The 17,491-nt window shown below is 40.1% G+C and carries 14 protein-coding genes; 11 read left to right on the forward strand and 3 right to left on the reverse strand.

Annotated features, from left to right (window positions below; translation table 11 throughout):
* Nucleotides 1–32: 32 nt before the first annotated feature.
* The 10 genes from rimO to ACLLO5_RS22510 all read left to right on the forward strand — a co-directional run bounded on the left by rimO (nt 33) and on the right by ACLLO5_RS22510 (nt 14,437).
* Entirely contained in the window at nt 33–1,358 is a 1,326-nt protein-coding gene (gene rimO / locus ACLLO5_RS22465; RefSeq protein WP_413172718.1) for a 30S ribosomal protein S12 methylthiotransferase RimO, read from the forward strand.
* Nucleotides 1,359–1,564: 206 nt separating this feature from the next.
* Nucleotides 1,565–3,106 carry a DEAD/DEAH box helicase gene (locus ACLLO5_RS22470; RefSeq protein ID WP_413172719.1) on the forward strand — a complete coding sequence of 514 codons (1,542 nt, stop codon included), beginning with the start codon at nt 1,565–1,567 and terminating at the stop codon, nt 3,104–3,106.
* 771 nt (nt 3,107–3,877) lie between these two features.
* Nucleotides 3,878–5,716, forward strand: a complete 1,839-nt coding sequence (locus ACLLO5_RS22475; RefSeq protein ID WP_413172720.1) for a fatty acyl-AMP ligase — start codon at nt 3,878–3,880, stop codon at nt 5,714–5,716.
* 10 nt (nt 5,717–5,726) lie between these two features.
* Nucleotides 5,727–7,535 carry an acyl-CoA dehydrogenase gene (locus ACLLO5_RS22480; protein ID WP_413172721.1) on the forward strand — a complete coding sequence of 603 codons (1,809 nt, stop codon included), beginning with the start codon at nt 5,727–5,729 and terminating at the stop codon, nt 7,533–7,535.
* Between the two features lie 4 nt (nt 7,536–7,539).
* Nucleotides 7,540–7,896 carry an acyl carrier protein gene (locus tag ACLLO5_RS22485; RefSeq protein WP_413172722.1) on the forward strand — a complete coding sequence of 119 codons (357 nt, stop codon included), beginning with the start codon at nt 7,540–7,542 and terminating at the stop codon, nt 7,894–7,896.
* Nucleotides 7,897–8,107: 211 nt separating this feature from the next.
* Nucleotides 8,108–9,541, forward strand: coding sequence for an MBOAT family O-acyltransferase (locus tag ACLLO5_RS22490; RefSeq protein ID WP_413172723.1), 1,434 nt, complete (start codon nt 8,108–8,110; stop codon nt 9,539–9,541).
* 67 nt (nt 9,542–9,608) lie between these two features.
* Nucleotides 9,609–10,535 (forward strand): hypothetical protein, encoded by a 927-nt coding sequence (locus ACLLO5_RS22495; RefSeq protein WP_413172724.1) that lies wholly within the window; start codon nt 9,609–9,611, stop codon nt 10,533–10,535.
* Between the two features lie 48 nt (nt 10,536–10,583).
* Complete coding sequence (locus tag ACLLO5_RS22500; protein WP_413172725.1) at nt 10,584–11,819, forward strand: NAD(P)/FAD-dependent oxidoreductase; 1,236 nt, start codon at nt 10,584–10,586, stop codon at nt 11,817–11,819.
* Between the two features lie 116 nt (nt 11,820–11,935).
* Nucleotides 11,936–13,750 carry a hypothetical protein gene (locus ACLLO5_RS22505; protein ID WP_413172726.1) on the forward strand — a complete coding sequence of 605 codons (1,815 nt, stop codon included), beginning with the start codon at nt 11,936–11,938 and terminating at the stop codon, nt 13,748–13,750.
* A 279-nt stretch (nt 13,751–14,029) separates the two neighbouring features.
* Nucleotides 14,030–14,437, forward strand: a complete 408-nt coding sequence (locus ACLLO5_RS22510) for a hypothetical protein (RefSeq protein ID WP_413172727.1) — start codon at nt 14,030–14,032, stop codon at nt 14,435–14,437.
* Nucleotides 14,438–14,514: 77 nt separating this feature from the next.
* On the opposite strand, the gene ACLLO5_RS22515 is transcribed toward ACLLO5_RS22510, so the two are convergent.
* Nucleotides 14,515–15,450: a 1-aminocyclopropane-1-carboxylate deaminase/D-cysteine desulfhydrase gene (locus tag ACLLO5_RS22515; protein ID WP_413172729.1), complete on the reverse strand. Its 936-nt coding sequence runs from the start codon at nt 15,448–15,450 to the stop codon at nt 14,515–14,517.
* Nucleotides 15,451–15,519: 69 nt separating this feature from the next.
* Here ACLLO5_RS22515 and ACLLO5_RS22520 point away from each other — a divergent pair, with 69 nt between their 5' ends.
* The gene (locus tag ACLLO5_RS22520) at nt 15,520–16,095 is read left to right on the forward strand and encodes a pyridoxamine 5'-phosphate oxidase family protein (RefSeq protein WP_413172730.1); all 576 of its coding nucleotides are present in this window, start codon (nt 15,520–15,522) and stop codon (nt 16,093–16,095) included.
* A gap of 40 nt (nt 16,096–16,135) precedes the next feature.
* Here the strand turns inward: ACLLO5_RS22520 and ACLLO5_RS22525 are convergent, their stop codons facing one another.
* Both ACLLO5_RS22525 and ACLLO5_RS22530 read right to left on the reverse strand, forming a co-directional pair.
* The gene (locus tag ACLLO5_RS22525) at nt 16,136–16,618 is read right to left on the reverse strand and encodes a DUF1499 domain-containing protein (protein WP_413176161.1); all 483 of its coding nucleotides are present in this window, start codon (nt 16,616–16,618) and stop codon (nt 16,136–16,138) included.
* A 131-nt stretch (nt 16,619–16,749) separates the two neighbouring features.
* On the reverse strand, nt 16,750–17,403 hold the full coding sequence (locus ACLLO5_RS22530; protein ID WP_413172731.1) for a glutathione S-transferase family protein: 654 nt from the start codon (nt 17,401–17,403) through the stop codon (nt 16,750–16,752).
* Nucleotides 17,404–17,491: the final 88 nt, after the last annotated feature.

Genomic DNA, 17,491 nt, shown 5'->3' on the forward strand with positions numbered 1-17,491 from the left:
CACGAAAAGAAAACTGAAGATATTTTCAAAATATGGGTGACAAGCCAACAATAGCCATTTCTCACTTGGGCTGCGAGAAAAACCGAATAGATACAGAACATATGTTAGGTCTGTTGGTAGAAGCAGGTTATGGTGTAGATACAAATGAAGAGTTAGCTGATTATGTAATTGTCAATACTTGTAGTTTTATCGAAGCTGCTAGAGAAGAATCGGTAAAAACCTTAGTAGAACTGGCAGAAGCAAATAAAAAAGTCGTTATTACTGGTTGCCTAGCGCAACACTTCCAAGCACAATTATTGGAAGAGTTGCCAGAAGCAGTAGCCGTGATTGGCACAGGCGATTATCACAAAATTGTCAATGTCATCGAGCGGGTAGAACAGGGAGAGAGGGTGAAACAAATTACCGCCCAACCTACCTACATAGCGGATGAAACCACACCACGCTACCGAACTACAACCGAAGGAGTAGCTTACCTAAGAGTTGCCGAAGGATGCGATTATCGTTGTGCATTTTGTATTATTCCTCATCTGAGAGGGAATCAGCGATCGCGCACTATTGAATCAATAGTTGCTGAAGCCAAGCAATTGGCAGATCAAGGAGTAAAAGAAATAATTCTGATTTCCCAAATCACCACCAATTATGGTTTGGATATTTACGGAAAACCAAAGTTAGCGGAATTACTTCGAGCTTTAGGGAAAGTAGATATACCGTGGATCAGAATGCACTATGCTTATCCTACTGGACTCACACCAGATGTGATAGCGGCAATTCAAGAGACACCAAACGTACTGCCTTATCTAGATTTGCCCTTACAACATTCTCATCCAGAAATTCTTCGAGCCATGAACCGTCCTTGGCAAGGAAGAGTTAACGATGGAATTATCGAAAGTATCAAAACTGCCCTCCCCTCAGCAGTGCTAAGAACCACATTTATTGTCGGTTTCCCTGGAGAGACACAAGAGCATTTTGAACATTTACTAGAGTTTACCGAGCGACATGAATTTGATCATGTTGGTGTCTTCACCTTCTCACCGGAAGAGGGAACCCCCGCCTACAATTTACCAAATCAATTACCACAAGAATTGATGGTAGAGCGTCGTGATCAACTCATGGCACTCCAACAACCAATTTCCCTCCTCAAAAATCAACAGGAAGTAGGCAAAATAGTTGATGTCCTGATTGAGCAAGAAAACCCCGAAAGTGGAGAATTAATCGGCCGTTCCGGCAGATTTTCCCCAGAAGTTGATGGTCAAGTCTATGTTAAAGGTGACGCAAGGCTAGGAACCATCGTGCCAGTAAAGATCCACAGTGCCGATGCCTATGACCTCTATGGTCAAATTGTCATTGCCGGGAATTAGGTGACAGGTGACAGGAAGAAGAAGCAGGGGGCAGGGGAGCAGGGGAGCAGGGGGAGCAGGGGGAGCAGAGTAAAAATTAATTCGTTCTTCTTTCTTCTGACTCCTGACTCCTGAACTCCTGAACTCCTGAACTCCTATTCCCAATTTACAAATAAGTATCGGTTTACAAGTCCAAAACTCACAATAAATAAAATCTAGGAGAATTAATGAATCTTACCTTTCAAGAACTAGGCATTTCTCAAGAGCGTGTTGAAATTCTAGAAAAACTTGGCTTTAGCACACCTACAAATATTCAGAATCAAGCTATTCCGCAACTATTAGCGGGTCGTGATGTAGTTGGGCAATCGCAAACAGGAACAGGTAAAACAGCAGCCTTTTCACTGCCGATGTTAGAAAAGCTAGATGTTAGCAAAAAAGCTGTACAAGCTATTGTGTTAACACCTACTCGTGAATTGGCAATGCAAGTTCATGACGCTATTTCCCAATTCATGGGGAATGATGGATTACGAGTATTAGCAATCTACGGTGGTCAGTCCATTGACCGTCAAATGATGCAGCTAAAACGCGGCGTTCATGTAGTCGTGGGTACACCAGGACGGGTAATAGATTTGCTAGAGCGCGGTAGCTTAAAGCTGGATCAAGTGAAATGGTTTGTCCTTGATGAAGCTGATGAAATGTTGAGCATGGGCTTTATTGATGATGTAATCAGAATTCTGTCCCAAGCGCCCACAGACCGGCAAACAGCTTTATTCTCGGCAACTATGCCCCCATCCATTCGCCAACTGGTGAATAAGTTTTTAAACTCTCCAGTGACAGTCACCGTTGAGCAGCAAAAAGCCTCACCCAATAAAATCAATCAGGTAGCTTACTTGATTCCTCGCCATTGGACAAAAGCTAAAGCTTTACAGCCAATTCTGGAAATGGAAGACCCAGAAACAGCTTTAATATTTGTTCGCACCAGACGCACAGCCGCAGAACTAACCAATCAATTGCAAGCTGCTGGCCATAGTGTGGATGAATATCATGGTGACTTGTCTCAGCAAGCACGGGAAAGATTATTAACCCGTTTCCGCAATCGCCAAGTCCGCTGGGTAGTAGCTACTGATATTGCTGCACGGGGTTTAGATGTGGATCTGCTTTCCCACGTGATTAACTTTGATTTACCCGATAGCGTGGAAACCTACGTTCACCGGATTGGTCGGACTGGTCGTGCTGGTAAAGAAGGAACTGCGATTTCTTTGGTACAACCATTTGAACGCCGCAAACAACAGGCATTTGAACGCCATAACCGCCAAAATTGGCAGGTGTTGACAATTCCTACCAGAGCGCAAATTGAAGCTAGACACATCAAAAAATTGCAAGAACAGGTAGCAGAAGCTTTAACCGGTGAACGTTTGGCTTCATTTTTACCAATCATCAGTGAGTTGATTGAAAAATATGATGCTCAGGCGATCGCAGCTGCGGCTTTACAAATCGCCTATGATCAAACCCGTCCCGACTGGTTGCAATCTGGTGTAGATATTCCCCAAGAAGAACCATCTCCCAAACCCAAACTTAACAAGCGTCGTGATAGTGGCGAATACCCACGCAGCGGTGGTGGTGAACGTGAACGTAGCCGTTCCTCTTGGTCTAAATCAGATAACGGTGGTGATGAAGGACGGGGAACACCAAAACCCAGATTACGGACAACAAATCAACGTGAATCTTCTGTTACACCCAGCCAAAAACTAGGTTCACATAGGGAATAGACAACAGGTGACAGGTGAGCCACTGCGGTGGACTGGTTCCCCGGCATAAAGGAGGCAGTGCAATGGGCGGATTTCCCGACTTGTAGCAACTGCCGTTAAGCGGCGAACCCCGGAGGGGTGACAGGTGACGACTATCAGATTATGCTTCCCCTGCTTCCCCTGCTCCCCCTGCTCCCTCTCCTTACCGAAAAAATGGGTTTAAAGTTCCCCGTGCTTCTAGGAAGGCTTTTTGATACAATGTTGGCAACAGGCAGCGCATTATTATCTGTTGAGCGAGATAGATAGTGTCAGATGGGCTATGCAACTGTTATTTGAACCCAGAATCTCTGTCCTTTCAGGGTGGGGAGTATGTCAATTGTTTTGTTAGTTTTTTTGGATCAGATATAAGCTAACTAGCTACTAAAACTTCATACCCATAAATACTGAAAGCACATAACTGTACTAATTTTTCACGAACGAATAAGTTTTTACGAAAAATTTATGATCATCTTTTCAGTTACACAATACTGATTAAGACAAAAAACCGCTAAAAATCCAAATTATAATAATCCAAATACACTAAACTGACGAATTCTTCCCAGGGGTTGAATTTATTTTTTTAGTAAAAATACCGAGAGAATGGATTAATAAATAAGTTTTATCTGTCACAATAAGTAATTATCTGGACAAAAAAATATCAACCATATAACTGTATATTTGTATCCGTACAAGCTACATGGTATATAGTGATATATATTATTTTAAATACCCTCATTATTTCGGAGTCGTCAGATGACTCAAAGCCTCGCTACCCAAAATTTGCCCATGAGCAACTTCTCTACCCTGGTTGAACTACTACGCTGGCGTGCCACCCAGCAACCGGATCAAGTCGCGTATACATTTCTGATAGATGGGAAAACAGAGGGTCAAAAGTTAACATATCAAGAACTTGACCGTCAAGCCCGTGCTATTGGGGCATTGTTGCAGCAACATAATGGCAAGGGACAGAGAGCATTATTGCTGTACCCCCAGGGATTGGAAGTCATAGCGGCTTTCTTGGGTAGTCTCTATGCTGGAGTCATAGCAATACCAGTACCACCCCCTGATGCGGGTAGACTGAAGCGGGCATTACCTCGATTACGAGCCATAGTCAAAGATGCCGATGCGTCCTTTGCTCTTACCAATCAACGTTTTTTGAAAATTTTGCAGGAAGCTGCGTCAGATTTTCCAGAATTCAAGGAAATGACTTGGATTGCTACGGAAGAGGTTGATTTAAACTTAGCTGATCAATGGCAAGATCCGCAAATAAGTGCAGATAGTTTGGCATATTTGCAATATACCTCTGGTTCGACTTCCACACCTAAAGGGGTGATGATCAGCCACCACAACATCATGCACCACTGTAGCTATCTCCAAAAAGCCTGTGGATACGATGCTGAGAGTGTTTCCATTACGTGGATGCCTTATTTCCACGATTATGGGCTGGTGGAAGGATTGACCGAACCACTATACAATGGTCATCCTTGCTATGTGATGTCTCCTCTAGCTTTTATTAAACAGCCCCTGCGCTGGCTACAAGCGATTTCTCGCTATCGTGGTACTCATAGTCAAGCTCCCAATTTTGCTTATGAACTATGTGTTAGTCGCATCAGTGATGAACAATTGGCTACCCTTGATTTGAGTAGTTGGCAAGCTGCGGGAAATGCGGCAGAACCTATTAATCCTAGAGTATTAGAAGAATTTTTTGAAAAATTTTCTGCTTGTGGTTTCCGCTGGGAAACCTTTGCACCTGCTTATGGTTTGGCAGAAGATACATTGCTAGTATCAACTAGTCCTAGACAACAACCGCCGGTCTTGTGTCTGGTGAAAACATCAGAAATTGAGAAAAATAAAATTGTTGAAGCTGTTAGTTGGGGTGATGGTGTTCGGGCTATTCCGGGATGTGGACAACTTGTGTGTGATACTCAAGTAGCGATCGCTAACCCGGAAACTTTAACTCGTTGTCAACCTGATGAAGTGGGTGAGGTTTGGGTATCTGATCCTAGTGTGGCTGGTGGTTATTGGAATCGTCCAGAAGAAAGTGAGAGTACCTTCCGTGCCTACACTGCTGATACTAAAGAAGGCCCATTCCTGCGGACAGGTGATTTAGGTTTTATGAGAGGTGGTGAGTTATTCATCACCGGACGAATTAAAGATTTGATTATTATCAGGGGTACAAATCACTATCCTCAAGATTTAGAGTGGACAGTGCAGCAAGTTAATCCTTGTTTGCGTCCTGACTATGGTGCAGCCTTCTCCATAGATGTAGATGGTGTGGAAAAACTGGTGATAGTGCAGGAAGTAAAACGCAATCCGGAAGAGTTTACACCAGATGAAGTAATGACTGGTATTCGCCAAGCGATCGCAGAAATTCATGAACTTCAAGTTTTCGCTGTAGTCCTAGCTAAACCAGGTAATATCCTCAAAACTTCCAGCGGTAAAATTCAACGTCGCGCTTGCAAAACCAGTTTCCTCGCAGGAGATTTGGAAGTGTTAGCAGACTGGAGTGAAAACCCTAAATACAACGCCAACTACCGCAAATTATCCAAGGAAGTTGATACCTTACTAGATCAAGTGCAAGTTGCCCACTAAGGAGAACATTATGCAGCCACTTAAACAATTTTGGGTTGCCGAAGCACTAGAACGGGATTTAGGCGACCCTGGCAACCCCGATAATATGATGTCCTTCAAACAGGTAATCGACCTGGATGAAAAGGAAGAATTTCCCCAGGAAATTATCGACTGGTTATATAACTGGAAACTGCAACATTACTACATTCCCACAGAATGCGGTGGTGAATTTACAAGCTTTGACGAATTTATCTCCTTTGTGCGCGTGCTTGCACGGCGTGATCAAACAGCAGGAATTGCTTTTACCACCATGTTCTGGTCATATTTGGTATGGATGGCAGGAACAAATGAGCAGAAGCAAAACCTAGCCAGCTTTATGAAAGATACCAATGGCACCATGTGTTTAGCTTATTCAGAAAAAGCACATGGTAGCGACCTTTTAGGTGGGGATATGGAAGCCACAAAAGTTCCTGGTGGTTATATCCTCAATGGCGAAAAATGGCCAATTAACCGCGCTACACTCTCCGGAGTCGCCTTTGTCCTGGCTAGAACAGACCCAGAAGGAGGACCCCGCAGTCTCTCCCTATTCATGGTCGAAAAGAGCAAAATTAACCCAGATAATTATAGTAATTTACCCAAAATCCTCACCCATGGGATTCGGGGTTCGGATATGAGCGGTATCCGTTTTGATGACTGCTTTATCCCCGAATCTATGCGGTTAGGGGCTGAAGGTGCGGGTTTGGAAATAGCCTTAAAAGGCTTCCAAATTACTAGAGCCTTATGTGCAGCCTTTTCCCAAGGTGCTGCTGATACTGCTTTGCGTACTACCTTGAAATTTGCCCTAGAACGCAAACTATACGGTAAGACAGTCTTTGATATGCCCCAACCCCGACGCACCCTCACCGATGCGTTTTTGGATATCTTGATTTGCGACTGTTCTACCTTTGGAGTGGGACGTGGTTTTAGTACCATGCCAGAACAAATTAGTGTCTGGTCAGCAGTGGTGAAATACTTTGTCACCACCACCTTGGAAACAATGGTACAGAATGTATCCGTCGTTTTAGGTTCGCGCTTTTATATGCGGGAAGCATACGACTGGGGAATTTTTCAGAAAGTGTTGCGGGATAACTCCATCATCAGTATGTTTGATGGCAGCACGATTGTTAATCTTCATGCTCTATTACTGCAATTACGGCAGTTAGCCAAATCTCGCACCAGAAACGCTGGACGGAATCTAGAAACGCTGGAAGCACGTCTTTCCACAACTTTTGACCTCACACAACCAGTACCAGCCTTTGATGGCAAAAAACTGGAATTGGTCAATCGGGGTGGAGATGATGTCCTGCAAGGACTAGACTTGGCTTTAACATCACTGGAGAAGCTAAAAACAGACTCAAATCTGAATCCAGATACTCTCTACCAAATCATTACTTTCATAAATATAGTGCGGGAAGAGTTAAACAATCTGGATGCACAGATTACAGAGTCAACCTTCCAGTTTGGGCATGAACAATCCCCAGAGTTGTTTGACATGGCAAAACAATACTGTGTATTACACGCTGCTACCGCTTGTGTGTATACATGGATTTATAACCGTAATCATCTGGGAGAATTCTTTGCTAATGGAGAGTGGTTAGCACTTAGCTTACGTAAGTTAATGTTAAACTGCCGACCAGCGAAAGCATTACCTGGAAGAATCGACGACGGTGGTGTAGTCCAAGAAATGATTCGTTTGTATAACGAAGACCGGATGTTTTCCATTGTTCCTTTTCAACTAGCAAAATCTCAACCACAGGAAACTAGCACAGATGCAACTCCAAAACTCCAACTCCAAACCTGAAACTATGAACGCTGTTGATACTATTCAAGGATGGTTAGTTAATCAGATTGCTAAACAATTGGGGATCAATCCTCAAACCATTAAAGTTACTGAACCTTTGACCCGCTATGGTTTAGATTCAATTGACTCTGTAACTATCGTTGGTGATATGGAAGATTGGTTAGGTGCAGAATTGCCTTCTACTTTGCTTTGGGACTATCCAACTATTGATAAAGCTGCTAAATATTTGGTTGATGAAATAGGTGTATCCCCTGCGGAAACTAGCAATGTTCAACCAGCTGCTGTTGCTAACAAACCGAAAGAAGAAGCTACTCAAGGTAAAGGTTGGGGTGGTCTTTGGAACAAGATTAGTGGTAGTTGATATGGTGATAGGAGACAGGAGGCAGGAGGCAGGAGGCAGGAGGCAGGAGGCAGGAGGCAGAAGGCAGGAGGAAAAAAGAATATCTTATCTTCCCCAATCCCCAGTCCCCAATCCCCAGTTCCCAGTCCCCAGTCCCCAGTCCCCAATCCCCAGTAATTTAACAGGTGGGAGGTAGGGTGAATTGAATTTTTCGGAGTTTTCGTTTTGGTGGGTGCTAATACTTTTTAGTATTCCCTACTTCACAGTCCGCTATATTGCCAAGTCTTTGAACCTGTGGAAGGGTGCTTTTGATGCGGTTGGTTTAGCGGCGATGTCTTTGTTGCTATTTGTCAATGCTTCCAAGTCTAGCTTTGCCATCTTTATGTGTGAAATCATCTTCAACTACGTGATGGTGTGGTTGATGTTGAGACAAACAGAATGGAAAGCTAAGGCGATCGCTACAATTGTAGTTGTAATTGATATTGCTATTCTGGCCTATTTCAAATATCTCAACTTCTTTGTTGAAGATATTTTAGGTTTAATAGTCCCTGGATTATCAGAAAGTTGGCAATCAAAGTCTATTCCTGGTATGGGTTCAATTCCACCAGGATTGTCTTTTTATACATTTCAAATGGTGGGGTTTGTGGTTGATTCCTACACCAGCACCAAAAAACAACCCATTGCTGCTTTAGATTACGTTAACTTTGTTTCCATTTTCCCCCAAGTGGTAGCAGGTCCAATTGAACGGAGAGCAGACTTATTTCCGCAAATTGAAAACTTTAGATTTAAGTTGACGTTTGATGGTTTTGAATCTGGTTTGCGGTGGTTATCTCTAGGACTATTTATGAAGTTTGTTCTAGCAGATAACATTTCACCTTATATCAAATTAGATCAAGTAGATAATCCTTGGTTGGTTTGGTTTTTCGCCTTTTTGTTTACATTACAAATTTATTTTGATTTTGGTGGATATAGTTTTATTGCCGTAGGGTTAGGAAAATTTATAGGCGTTAAATTAACCCTTAACTTTCTTGCTCCCTATACTTCCCAGAGCATTAACGAGTTTTGGCGCAGATGGCACGTTACCCTTAGCACTTGGTTTAGAGATTATGTGTTTCTGCCTTTGATGGGGAAAAACATGAAGTATGCCCCATTTTATCTTTTTATAACTTTTACCCTATCTGGTTTCTGGCACGGAGCCGCCTGGAATTTTATTCTTTGGGGAGCTTATCACGGACTATTGTTATTAGTCTTGCGCTATGCTGGGCGACCATTTTATAAGTTTTTAGGACAGCAAAAGTTTCTGATGCCACAGTTTATTTCCTGGGCTTTAACTTTTGGATCTGTAATTTTGGGATGCCTGTTTTTTATGGAAACAAACACAGGACGCTTATGGCAGAAATTGCAAGTTTTAGTAACTCCTTGGAATTATTCTCTATCTAATTTAGGTGAAGCTTTAACATTCTTTAATGAGAATGGAGCAGCAGCTTTAGTATTCACTTTGGTACTGTCAATAGGACTGTTATTGATGGAACAAATAGGAGTTTGGCGACAAGGAGAAACAGACTATGATTTATTAGTTTCCCCTTGGATGTCAAGGGTTTTGTTAGTGCTAACTATTTTGTTTGCAGCTAATACACCTTCTCCCTTTATTTACTTCGAGTTTTAAAGTCATTAGTTAATTACTCCCTATTCCCTTCTTACTGTCACCTGTCACCTGTTCCCTGTCACCTATTATGAACAAGTTTTTCAGACTTTCTAGTTGGTTTGCGATCGCAGGTTTAACTTGGGGTGTTGGTTATGTTTACAATGCTCGTTATGGGGGTGAACTTAGCTGGTTACGGATGATGTATGAGCAGAAAATGGCCATTGCTAAGGAAGTACAAGCACCCCAGCGTATTCTCATTGTCGGTGGTTCTGGCGCTCATTACACCGTCGATGCCAAACTGATGCAAGAGAAATTAGGCATCCCTACCATCAACATAGCCACAGATGGGCCAATCGGATTAGATGTGATTCTGCCCAGTGTTAGCGATGTGATTAAAAAAGGCGATATTGTCATTTTAATACCTGAGTATCTATTATTACTAGATGATGATGGTTTTGGCGATCGCTCTGGTCAATTTGGTGCAGCTATTGGAAAACCCGGTTTAGGAAATGTACCCCCTAAACAACTCGCTCAAGACCTAATGTTATTAGGTATACCCACCCTCAAAGCTGCAACTAAATCATCTCTGGATGTGGTGCAGAAAGGCCATTTAACCGGTTATTATTCTGACCCCGTGACAGCTAACGGTGATCCCACAGTCCTGAAAAAACGGACTAAAAGCGAATGGTGGTCATTGAAAATCGGTGATAGTGTTTCTCCCCATTCTCTGCGACGAATTCAGCAATTTAAACAAGAAGTAGAAGCGAAAGGGGCAACTTTAGTATTAGGACTTTCTTGGATTTATGGCAGCACTGATACTAAAACTCTTGATAATATCCGCACGACAGCAACAGAATTAGAAAAAATTGCACCTGTACTTTATGACAAAGCAACTTTAAACGTGAAGACTGATTCTAGTTTATTTGCTGACACTCATTATCATCTGAATCCTAATGGCCGTCGTACTCGGACGAGTGAATTGGTTGAGCAGTTTAAGGCAGCAAATATTAAATGATATCTTTATTTTTATTTGGCACAAAGCATAAATCATGAACTATAACTTATGTCTCATATCAGCAATAAGTTTATTAAAAATGTAAATATCAAAAACCACAATATCACTAATAATCCGATGCGAATTTGTATTTTAGGTGGTGGTTTTGGTGGGTTGTATACGGCTTTAGAATTAATAAAAATCCCTCTAATCTGTCAACCTAAATATGAGATTATTTTGATTGAAAAAAGGGAGCATTTTTTATTTACTCCTTTACTCTATGAAGTGGTGACAGGAGAATTATTTAATTGGGAGGTTGCACCCACTTATAAAAAGTTGTTAGCAGGTAGTAATGTTAAAGTTTATCAGGCAGAAATTCAGGGTGTTGATTTAGAGCAACACTTGGTAAGTTTGGAAAATGGAACTCTGCTAAATTACGATTTTTTAGTGTTGGCTGTTGGTAAAGAAACGCGGTTAGATATAGTTCCAGGTGCAGCAGAAAACGCCCAAACTTTTAGAAGTTTAGAAGATGCTGAATATTTAAAAGAACGGTTACGGGTTTTGGAAACATCTGATATACCTGTGATTAAAATAGCTATAGCTGGTGCTGGTGCTAATGGTGTAGAAATTGCTTGCAAATTAGCAGATAAGCTGAAAAAACGCGGAGAAATTCGCTTAATTGATCGAGGAAATGAAATACTTCCAACTTTCCCTAAAGGTTGTCGGACTGCATCATACAGGGCTTTGGTAAAAAGGGGTGTGCAGATAGATTTGAATACTCATATTGAAGCGATCAAATCTGATGCAATTATTATTAATCATCAAGGTAAAACTCAGAACTTACAGACAGATTTAGTTTTGTGGACAGGAGGAAATCAATCAATTCAATGGGTAAAAGAGCTAAATTGTCAACATAATCAACAGGGACAATTAATAGCAACTCCAACTTTGCAACTAGCAGAATATCCGAATGTATTTGTATTAGGAGACTTAGCAGAAATTAGAGATATTAAAGGTAAGAAATCTCCCGCTACAGCCCAAGCAGCCTTTCAACAAGCACCCTGTGTGGCTCGTAATATTTGGGCAAAAATTACAGGTCAGCGATTAAAATCCTTTAGATATTTATATTTAGGAGAAATGTTAACTTTAGGTATTAAGAATGCTGTAGTTTTTAGCTTTGGTATTACTTTAGATGGTAATCTAGCTGGCATAATTCGCAGAGGAGTTTATATTCAGCGGCTACCAACTTTAAAACATAAACTTCAAGTAGCTAAAAAGTGGATATTTGGAAGAGTTAAAAAATAGGAGTCAGGAGTAAACACCCCTTAATTTTGTAGATTTGGTATTCAGTGTTTTATAAGTCCAAAGTTTATTGATACTCTCCATTTTTCGTTCCTTCGTGGTTTATTAAATGAAAATTTATGGTTACTCAACAAGAAACATCAAAAACATCCTGGAGACAAAAATTAGAACCTGTCTTAGGACTAGATTTGCGATCGCTCGCTGCCTTTCGTATCGGTATTTCCATTATAATTCTCGTAGATTTATTTACTCGCTTTGGTGATCTCACCGCCCACTATACTGATTTCGGTGTTCTTCCCCGTACTTTACTAGCGGAAATCGCCAAACCTGGACATTGGTCTTTACACGCTATCAGCGGCGAACCGATTGTTCAGGCATTATTATTTGCTGTAGCAGCTTTTTTTGCGCTGTTGATGTTAGTGGGTTATCGCACCAGAGTTGCTACCATTGCTTCTTGGATATTGCTCATATCCATGCACAATCGCAATCCAGTCTTGATTTTTGCAGCGGATGATGTTTTACGCGCTCTCATGTTTTGGGCGATGTTTCTACCTTGGGGCGCTTGTTATTCCTTTGATAGTGCGCTGAATACTTCTCAACGTCAGTTACCGGAAACAGTGGTTTCTGGTGCTACTTTTGCTCTGATGTGTCAGCAGTGTTTTATCTATATTTTTTCCGCTGCAATTAAAACTAAAAGCCCCATTTGGGTTGATGGTAGTGCGGTTTATTATGCTTTGAGTTTTGACCAATATGTTACCCCTTTTGGTCATTTTCTCCTCAATTTTCAACCGATTTTAAAGGTATTCACTCAAATTACTTTGGTCTTGGAATGGGTAGGACCACTGGTTATATTTATTCCTTTTCGGAATAGTTTGTTTCGGTTAGGTGCAGTTGTAACTTTTATCGGACTTCATGCTGGATTCGGTTTAACTTTAAATATCGGCATTTTCCCATTTTTGAGTATTTTTAGTTGGTTAGCATTTCTTCCTAGTTCTTTTTGGAATAATTTGGAACAGCGGCTACAAACACCAGCACGTCAAGGCTTAAAAATTTATTTTGATGCTGATTGTGGTTTTTGTAAAAAGGTAGTTCATATCTTACGTACTTTGTTGATTTTGCCAGGAACACCGTTATTAATGGCGCAAGATTACCCAGATATTTATGCTGATATGGAAGCTCAGAATTCTTGGGTAATTGAAGATTATCAAGGAAAGCGGCATTTTAAGTTTAAAGGTATTGTTTATGTAGTCAGTTTGTCCCCTGTATTTAGGTTTTTAGTGCCGTTATTAAGCTGGAAACCTGTAATGGCAGGGGGGACAAAGTTTTATGAAGCGATCGCATCTAATCGTAAATTTGCTGGTAATTTCACCAAACCTTTTAAATTCCGTCCTTTGGAAATTCGTAAATCCCGCTTTTTAAATATTTTGGCTGTGGTGTTGTTAATTTACGCTTTGATCTGGAATATCCAAAGCTACGCTCCCGATTTATTCAAGCGGAAAATATGGCAAAAAACAGAAGCTATTGGCCGAGTTACAAGGCTTGATCAATCATGGAGTATTTTTGCACCTGCACCACCTAGAGATGATGGCTGGCATATTATACCAGGTAAGCTAGAAAATGGCAGCGAAGTTGATATTTTTCGTGGCGGAAACCCTGTGAATTGGGATAAACCCAGCTTGAGTACCAGAAGTGCTATTTATCACAATATGCAATGGCGTACTTACTTTATTAATCTTAATCGAGCGATCGGTAAAAAGCTTTATCCTTTTTATGGAAAATATCTTTGTTACGCTTGGAATATTAAACACAAAGGTGGTGAAAAATTAGAGACCCTCAACATTTACTTTATGGATGAGCGGACTGTTCCCCCTGGTGAAAAACAAACAGTTGAAAAAAAGCTGACTTGGGAACAGACTTGTTCTAATCTTCCCTAGAATAAAGACAGGTCTTCCTCAAGTGTTACATGAATAGTATAGGAACAGAAGCTTATGCAATTTTTGCTTGAAAGCCTTGGCGTATTTTTATTATTTATCATTGCGTGCATTTTGTTGGTAATTTTCATAATTATTGTGATAATTATTCTTCTTTTTCGCTCAATACCATCAATAAGTGTACTCTCTCAAGAAGTAAATAAATACATTGAGCAGAACATTCATGCAATTACAAATCCTTGGGACTTGCAGAACCTAGTTCAAAATGCCACCCCAAAGTTAATGGAATTAATTGCTCCAACTCAACTACAAACTTACTCAGCACAGCTTGAAAAAGACCTTGGTCAATTGACCTTATATAAAGTTGCCACGGGATCGCTTCAGGGATTACCGATATTTAATATTTTAGAATCTTTTATGCGATTGATAGCAAAAAAAGATGATCTAGAAGCAAGTAAAAATTTACTTGTAGCAGAATTTGCTTCTGAATCAGATTTTGAAAAAGGAGCAGCTAAATTTGAGTTTCAACTCTTAAATCGTGGTGAAGGATGGCTAATTAACTGTCTTGTAATTACAGCCACTACCACTAACAATTCTGAGTCTCAAATATTGACATTAGGAGAAAAAACAAGCTATGCCTCCCTGGTTGAGGAGAATAAAAAGAAATTAGAACTTGAACGTCTTTTATAAATTTACCTTCATTATCAACACTACCCTATGCTATACCTTACGGTGAAAATTATGTAATACTAATTTATCTGATTACGTTAATTAAATACTTTCTGAAGTAATTTCTCATTCATGCCGATATTTCCCTGTAAACCACCTGTATGTATTAATAGTAGACGACCTGGTTGGAAAAATCCCTGTTTTAGTAAATCCATGACTCCATAAAACATTTTTCCCGTATATACGTAATCTAAAGGTATTCCGTGTTCTTGTGTAAAGTTTTGGCAAAACATGATTAATTCCTGGTTTACCTTTGCATAACCGCCAAAATGATAATCACAAACTAATTGCCAAGACGCTGGATAATTAACTGGTGCTGGCAAATCTGATGTGAGATAATTGTTGATTAGACTGTCTATGTCTGCTGCTAGAAATTCTCCACCTTTTAATACAGGAAAGCCAATAATTTTCTGTTTTAAATGTAATGATAGGGCAATACCAGCTAATGTGGTGGCTGTCCCACAGGCCAGACAAATAGTATCAAATAGTTCTAAATTTTGCATTATTTCTGTACAACCCCTCATTCCATTGAGGTTACAACCACCTTCGGGAATGATAAATACTTCACCAAAGCGTTGTTTTAAGTCTTGTTGTAGTTGTATTGTGTGGCGTTGTCGGTAAGTTGTGCGATCGCAATATAATAACTGCATACCTTGTTCTACCGCAAAACTCAGAGTACCATTGAGGGGAAAAGTTTCCTCTCCCCGAATCACCCCAATAGTACGAAAACCAAAAATATTTCCTGCGGCTGCTGTAGCAAAAATATGGTTAGAATAAGCACCGCCAAAAGTGAGTATAGTGGATACCTTTTTCTCCTTGGCTGACAACAGGTTATATTTCAGTTTGAACCACTTATTACCATTAACCTGTGGGTGCATGAGATCAAGACGTAATACGTATAACTCAACACCAACACTATCAGCTATTTGACTATTAATTCTTTGTATAGGTGGAGGAAGAAAGATTGACGACATTTAAAACAGAAGTTAAGCTTTTCTAAAATAGTAGATAACAACAAATCTGCAAAAACTCTCACAACGTTTATGGCTAAAGTTTTTGACTCTATTACGGAAGAATTGCAAAAATTTATTGCAACTCAGCAGATGTTTTTTGTTGGGACTGCTCCTTTAAGTCCTACAGGCCATGTTAACCTTTCTCCCAAAGGTTTAGAAAGCTTTCGTATCATCTCACCCCTTTGCGTTGCTTACCTAGATGTAACAGGTAGTGGAAATGAAACATCTGCCCACCTATTAGAAAATGGCAGAATCACATTTATGTTTTGCGCTTTTCAAGAACCTCCATCTATTGTCCGTCTTTATGGCAAGGGAAAAACAATTTTACCTAATTCTCCACAATGGGATTCTTTATATTCCTTGTTTACTCCTCTTCCCGGAACTCGACAAATAATTGTCGCTGATATTGAACGAGTACAAACCTCCTGTGGTTTTGCTGTACCACTTTATGAATATCAAGGACAAAGAGAAACTTTAGTTAACTGGGCTAATAAGAAAGGTGAACAGGGAATTAAAGAATATCATCAGCAGAAAAATTTTGTCAGCATTGATGGTTTGTTAACTCCCTTATCTCAAGTTCACAATCAAAAATCTATTGATTCGTAAATGATGATTATTCAACTTCAACAACTGCATTCACATCAAATCAAATGTTTAAATCACGCAAAGCTAAACGAATTTGTTCCATACGTCTGCGGTTGACACCAAGATCCGACTCTCCCACGCGAGATGCTGAACGGATATGAATCACCGATTCATCCACAGGTAAATAAAACTCTACATCATCCACAAATTTGAAGATGCGGCTTTTAGAAAGAGCATGAATGTAATTATCTGTTTGTTCTATCACTTCTGTACGGGGAACAACAGTGAGAACTTTGAGTAAAATTTCTTTAGCTTTTTCCCGGTCTACATGATAAGTAATTGGTTCAATGGCGTGTTTAGCATCAGCATTTTGACTCACAACACAATTGTCTGAAGCTGGACAAGAAATAAGATGACCATTATCAATTCCCAATCCAGTAGCCCAAGTTACGCCAGGAAGTATTACACTGATCATCAGGGTTAATAATATCGCCAACAAAGTAATACTCTTTAGTCGCTGGGATAATGCTGTTAGACAGTACATAATTAATTTACTCCTCGATGATTTGGGTTTTGTTGTCATATCCAATAATTATCAACCAAGAAGTGCAAATTAGGTGCATTTACTCTTTCTTAAAATCTAAGCAATGATTATATTGATGCACAGATTAGAATCTAAAACTCATATTTGGATATCACTTCAATTTCATTTTTTGCAGACTTGATCCATTCTTGCATTGCCGGAAGTTCCCAAATTGCCTGTACATAATTCCTAGCAATCGAATCTAGTTTGACATCGTAAGCAATAAACCGCATAGCAACTGGAGCAAACATAGCATCGGCAATAGTAAAATTACCAAATAAAAACTTGCCATTTGCACCAAAACTTTGCTTACATTTTTCCCAGATATCAGTTATACGATTAATATCTTGTTGTACACCTGTTACCAAACCTTGACCTGGATATTTATTGCGGCAATTCATCGGCATATTTTGACGCAAATTTTGAAATCCAGAGTGCATTTCAGCACTAATAGAACGTGCAAATGCTCTTGCAATTTTATTTTCTGGCCAGCAGGATAAATGAGGAAATGTTTCTGCTATATACTCGCAAATAGCTAAAGAGTCCCATACAGTTAAATCATCGTGCAGTAGTACAGGTACTTTTCCAGATGGGGAATATTGCTGAAGTGTAGATATGGATTCAGGAGTATAGAGAGGAATCCGAATTTCTGCAAAATCTAATTCAAATTGCTTCATCAACAGCCAAGGACGTAATGACCAAGATGAATAATTTTTATTACCAATAACTAAAGTTAGTTGTGTCATTCTCTTATTTTTACTAAAATTATTTAACTCAACTAAATTGTATAATAATATTGCCCAAATAATTATATTTATCAATAAAACGGCATCA

Source organism: Anabaena azotica SJ-1, from assembly GCF_047275885.1.
GTDB lineage: Bacteria > Cyanobacteriota > Cyanobacteriia > Cyanobacteriales > Nostocaceae > Trichormus_B > Trichormus_B azotica_A.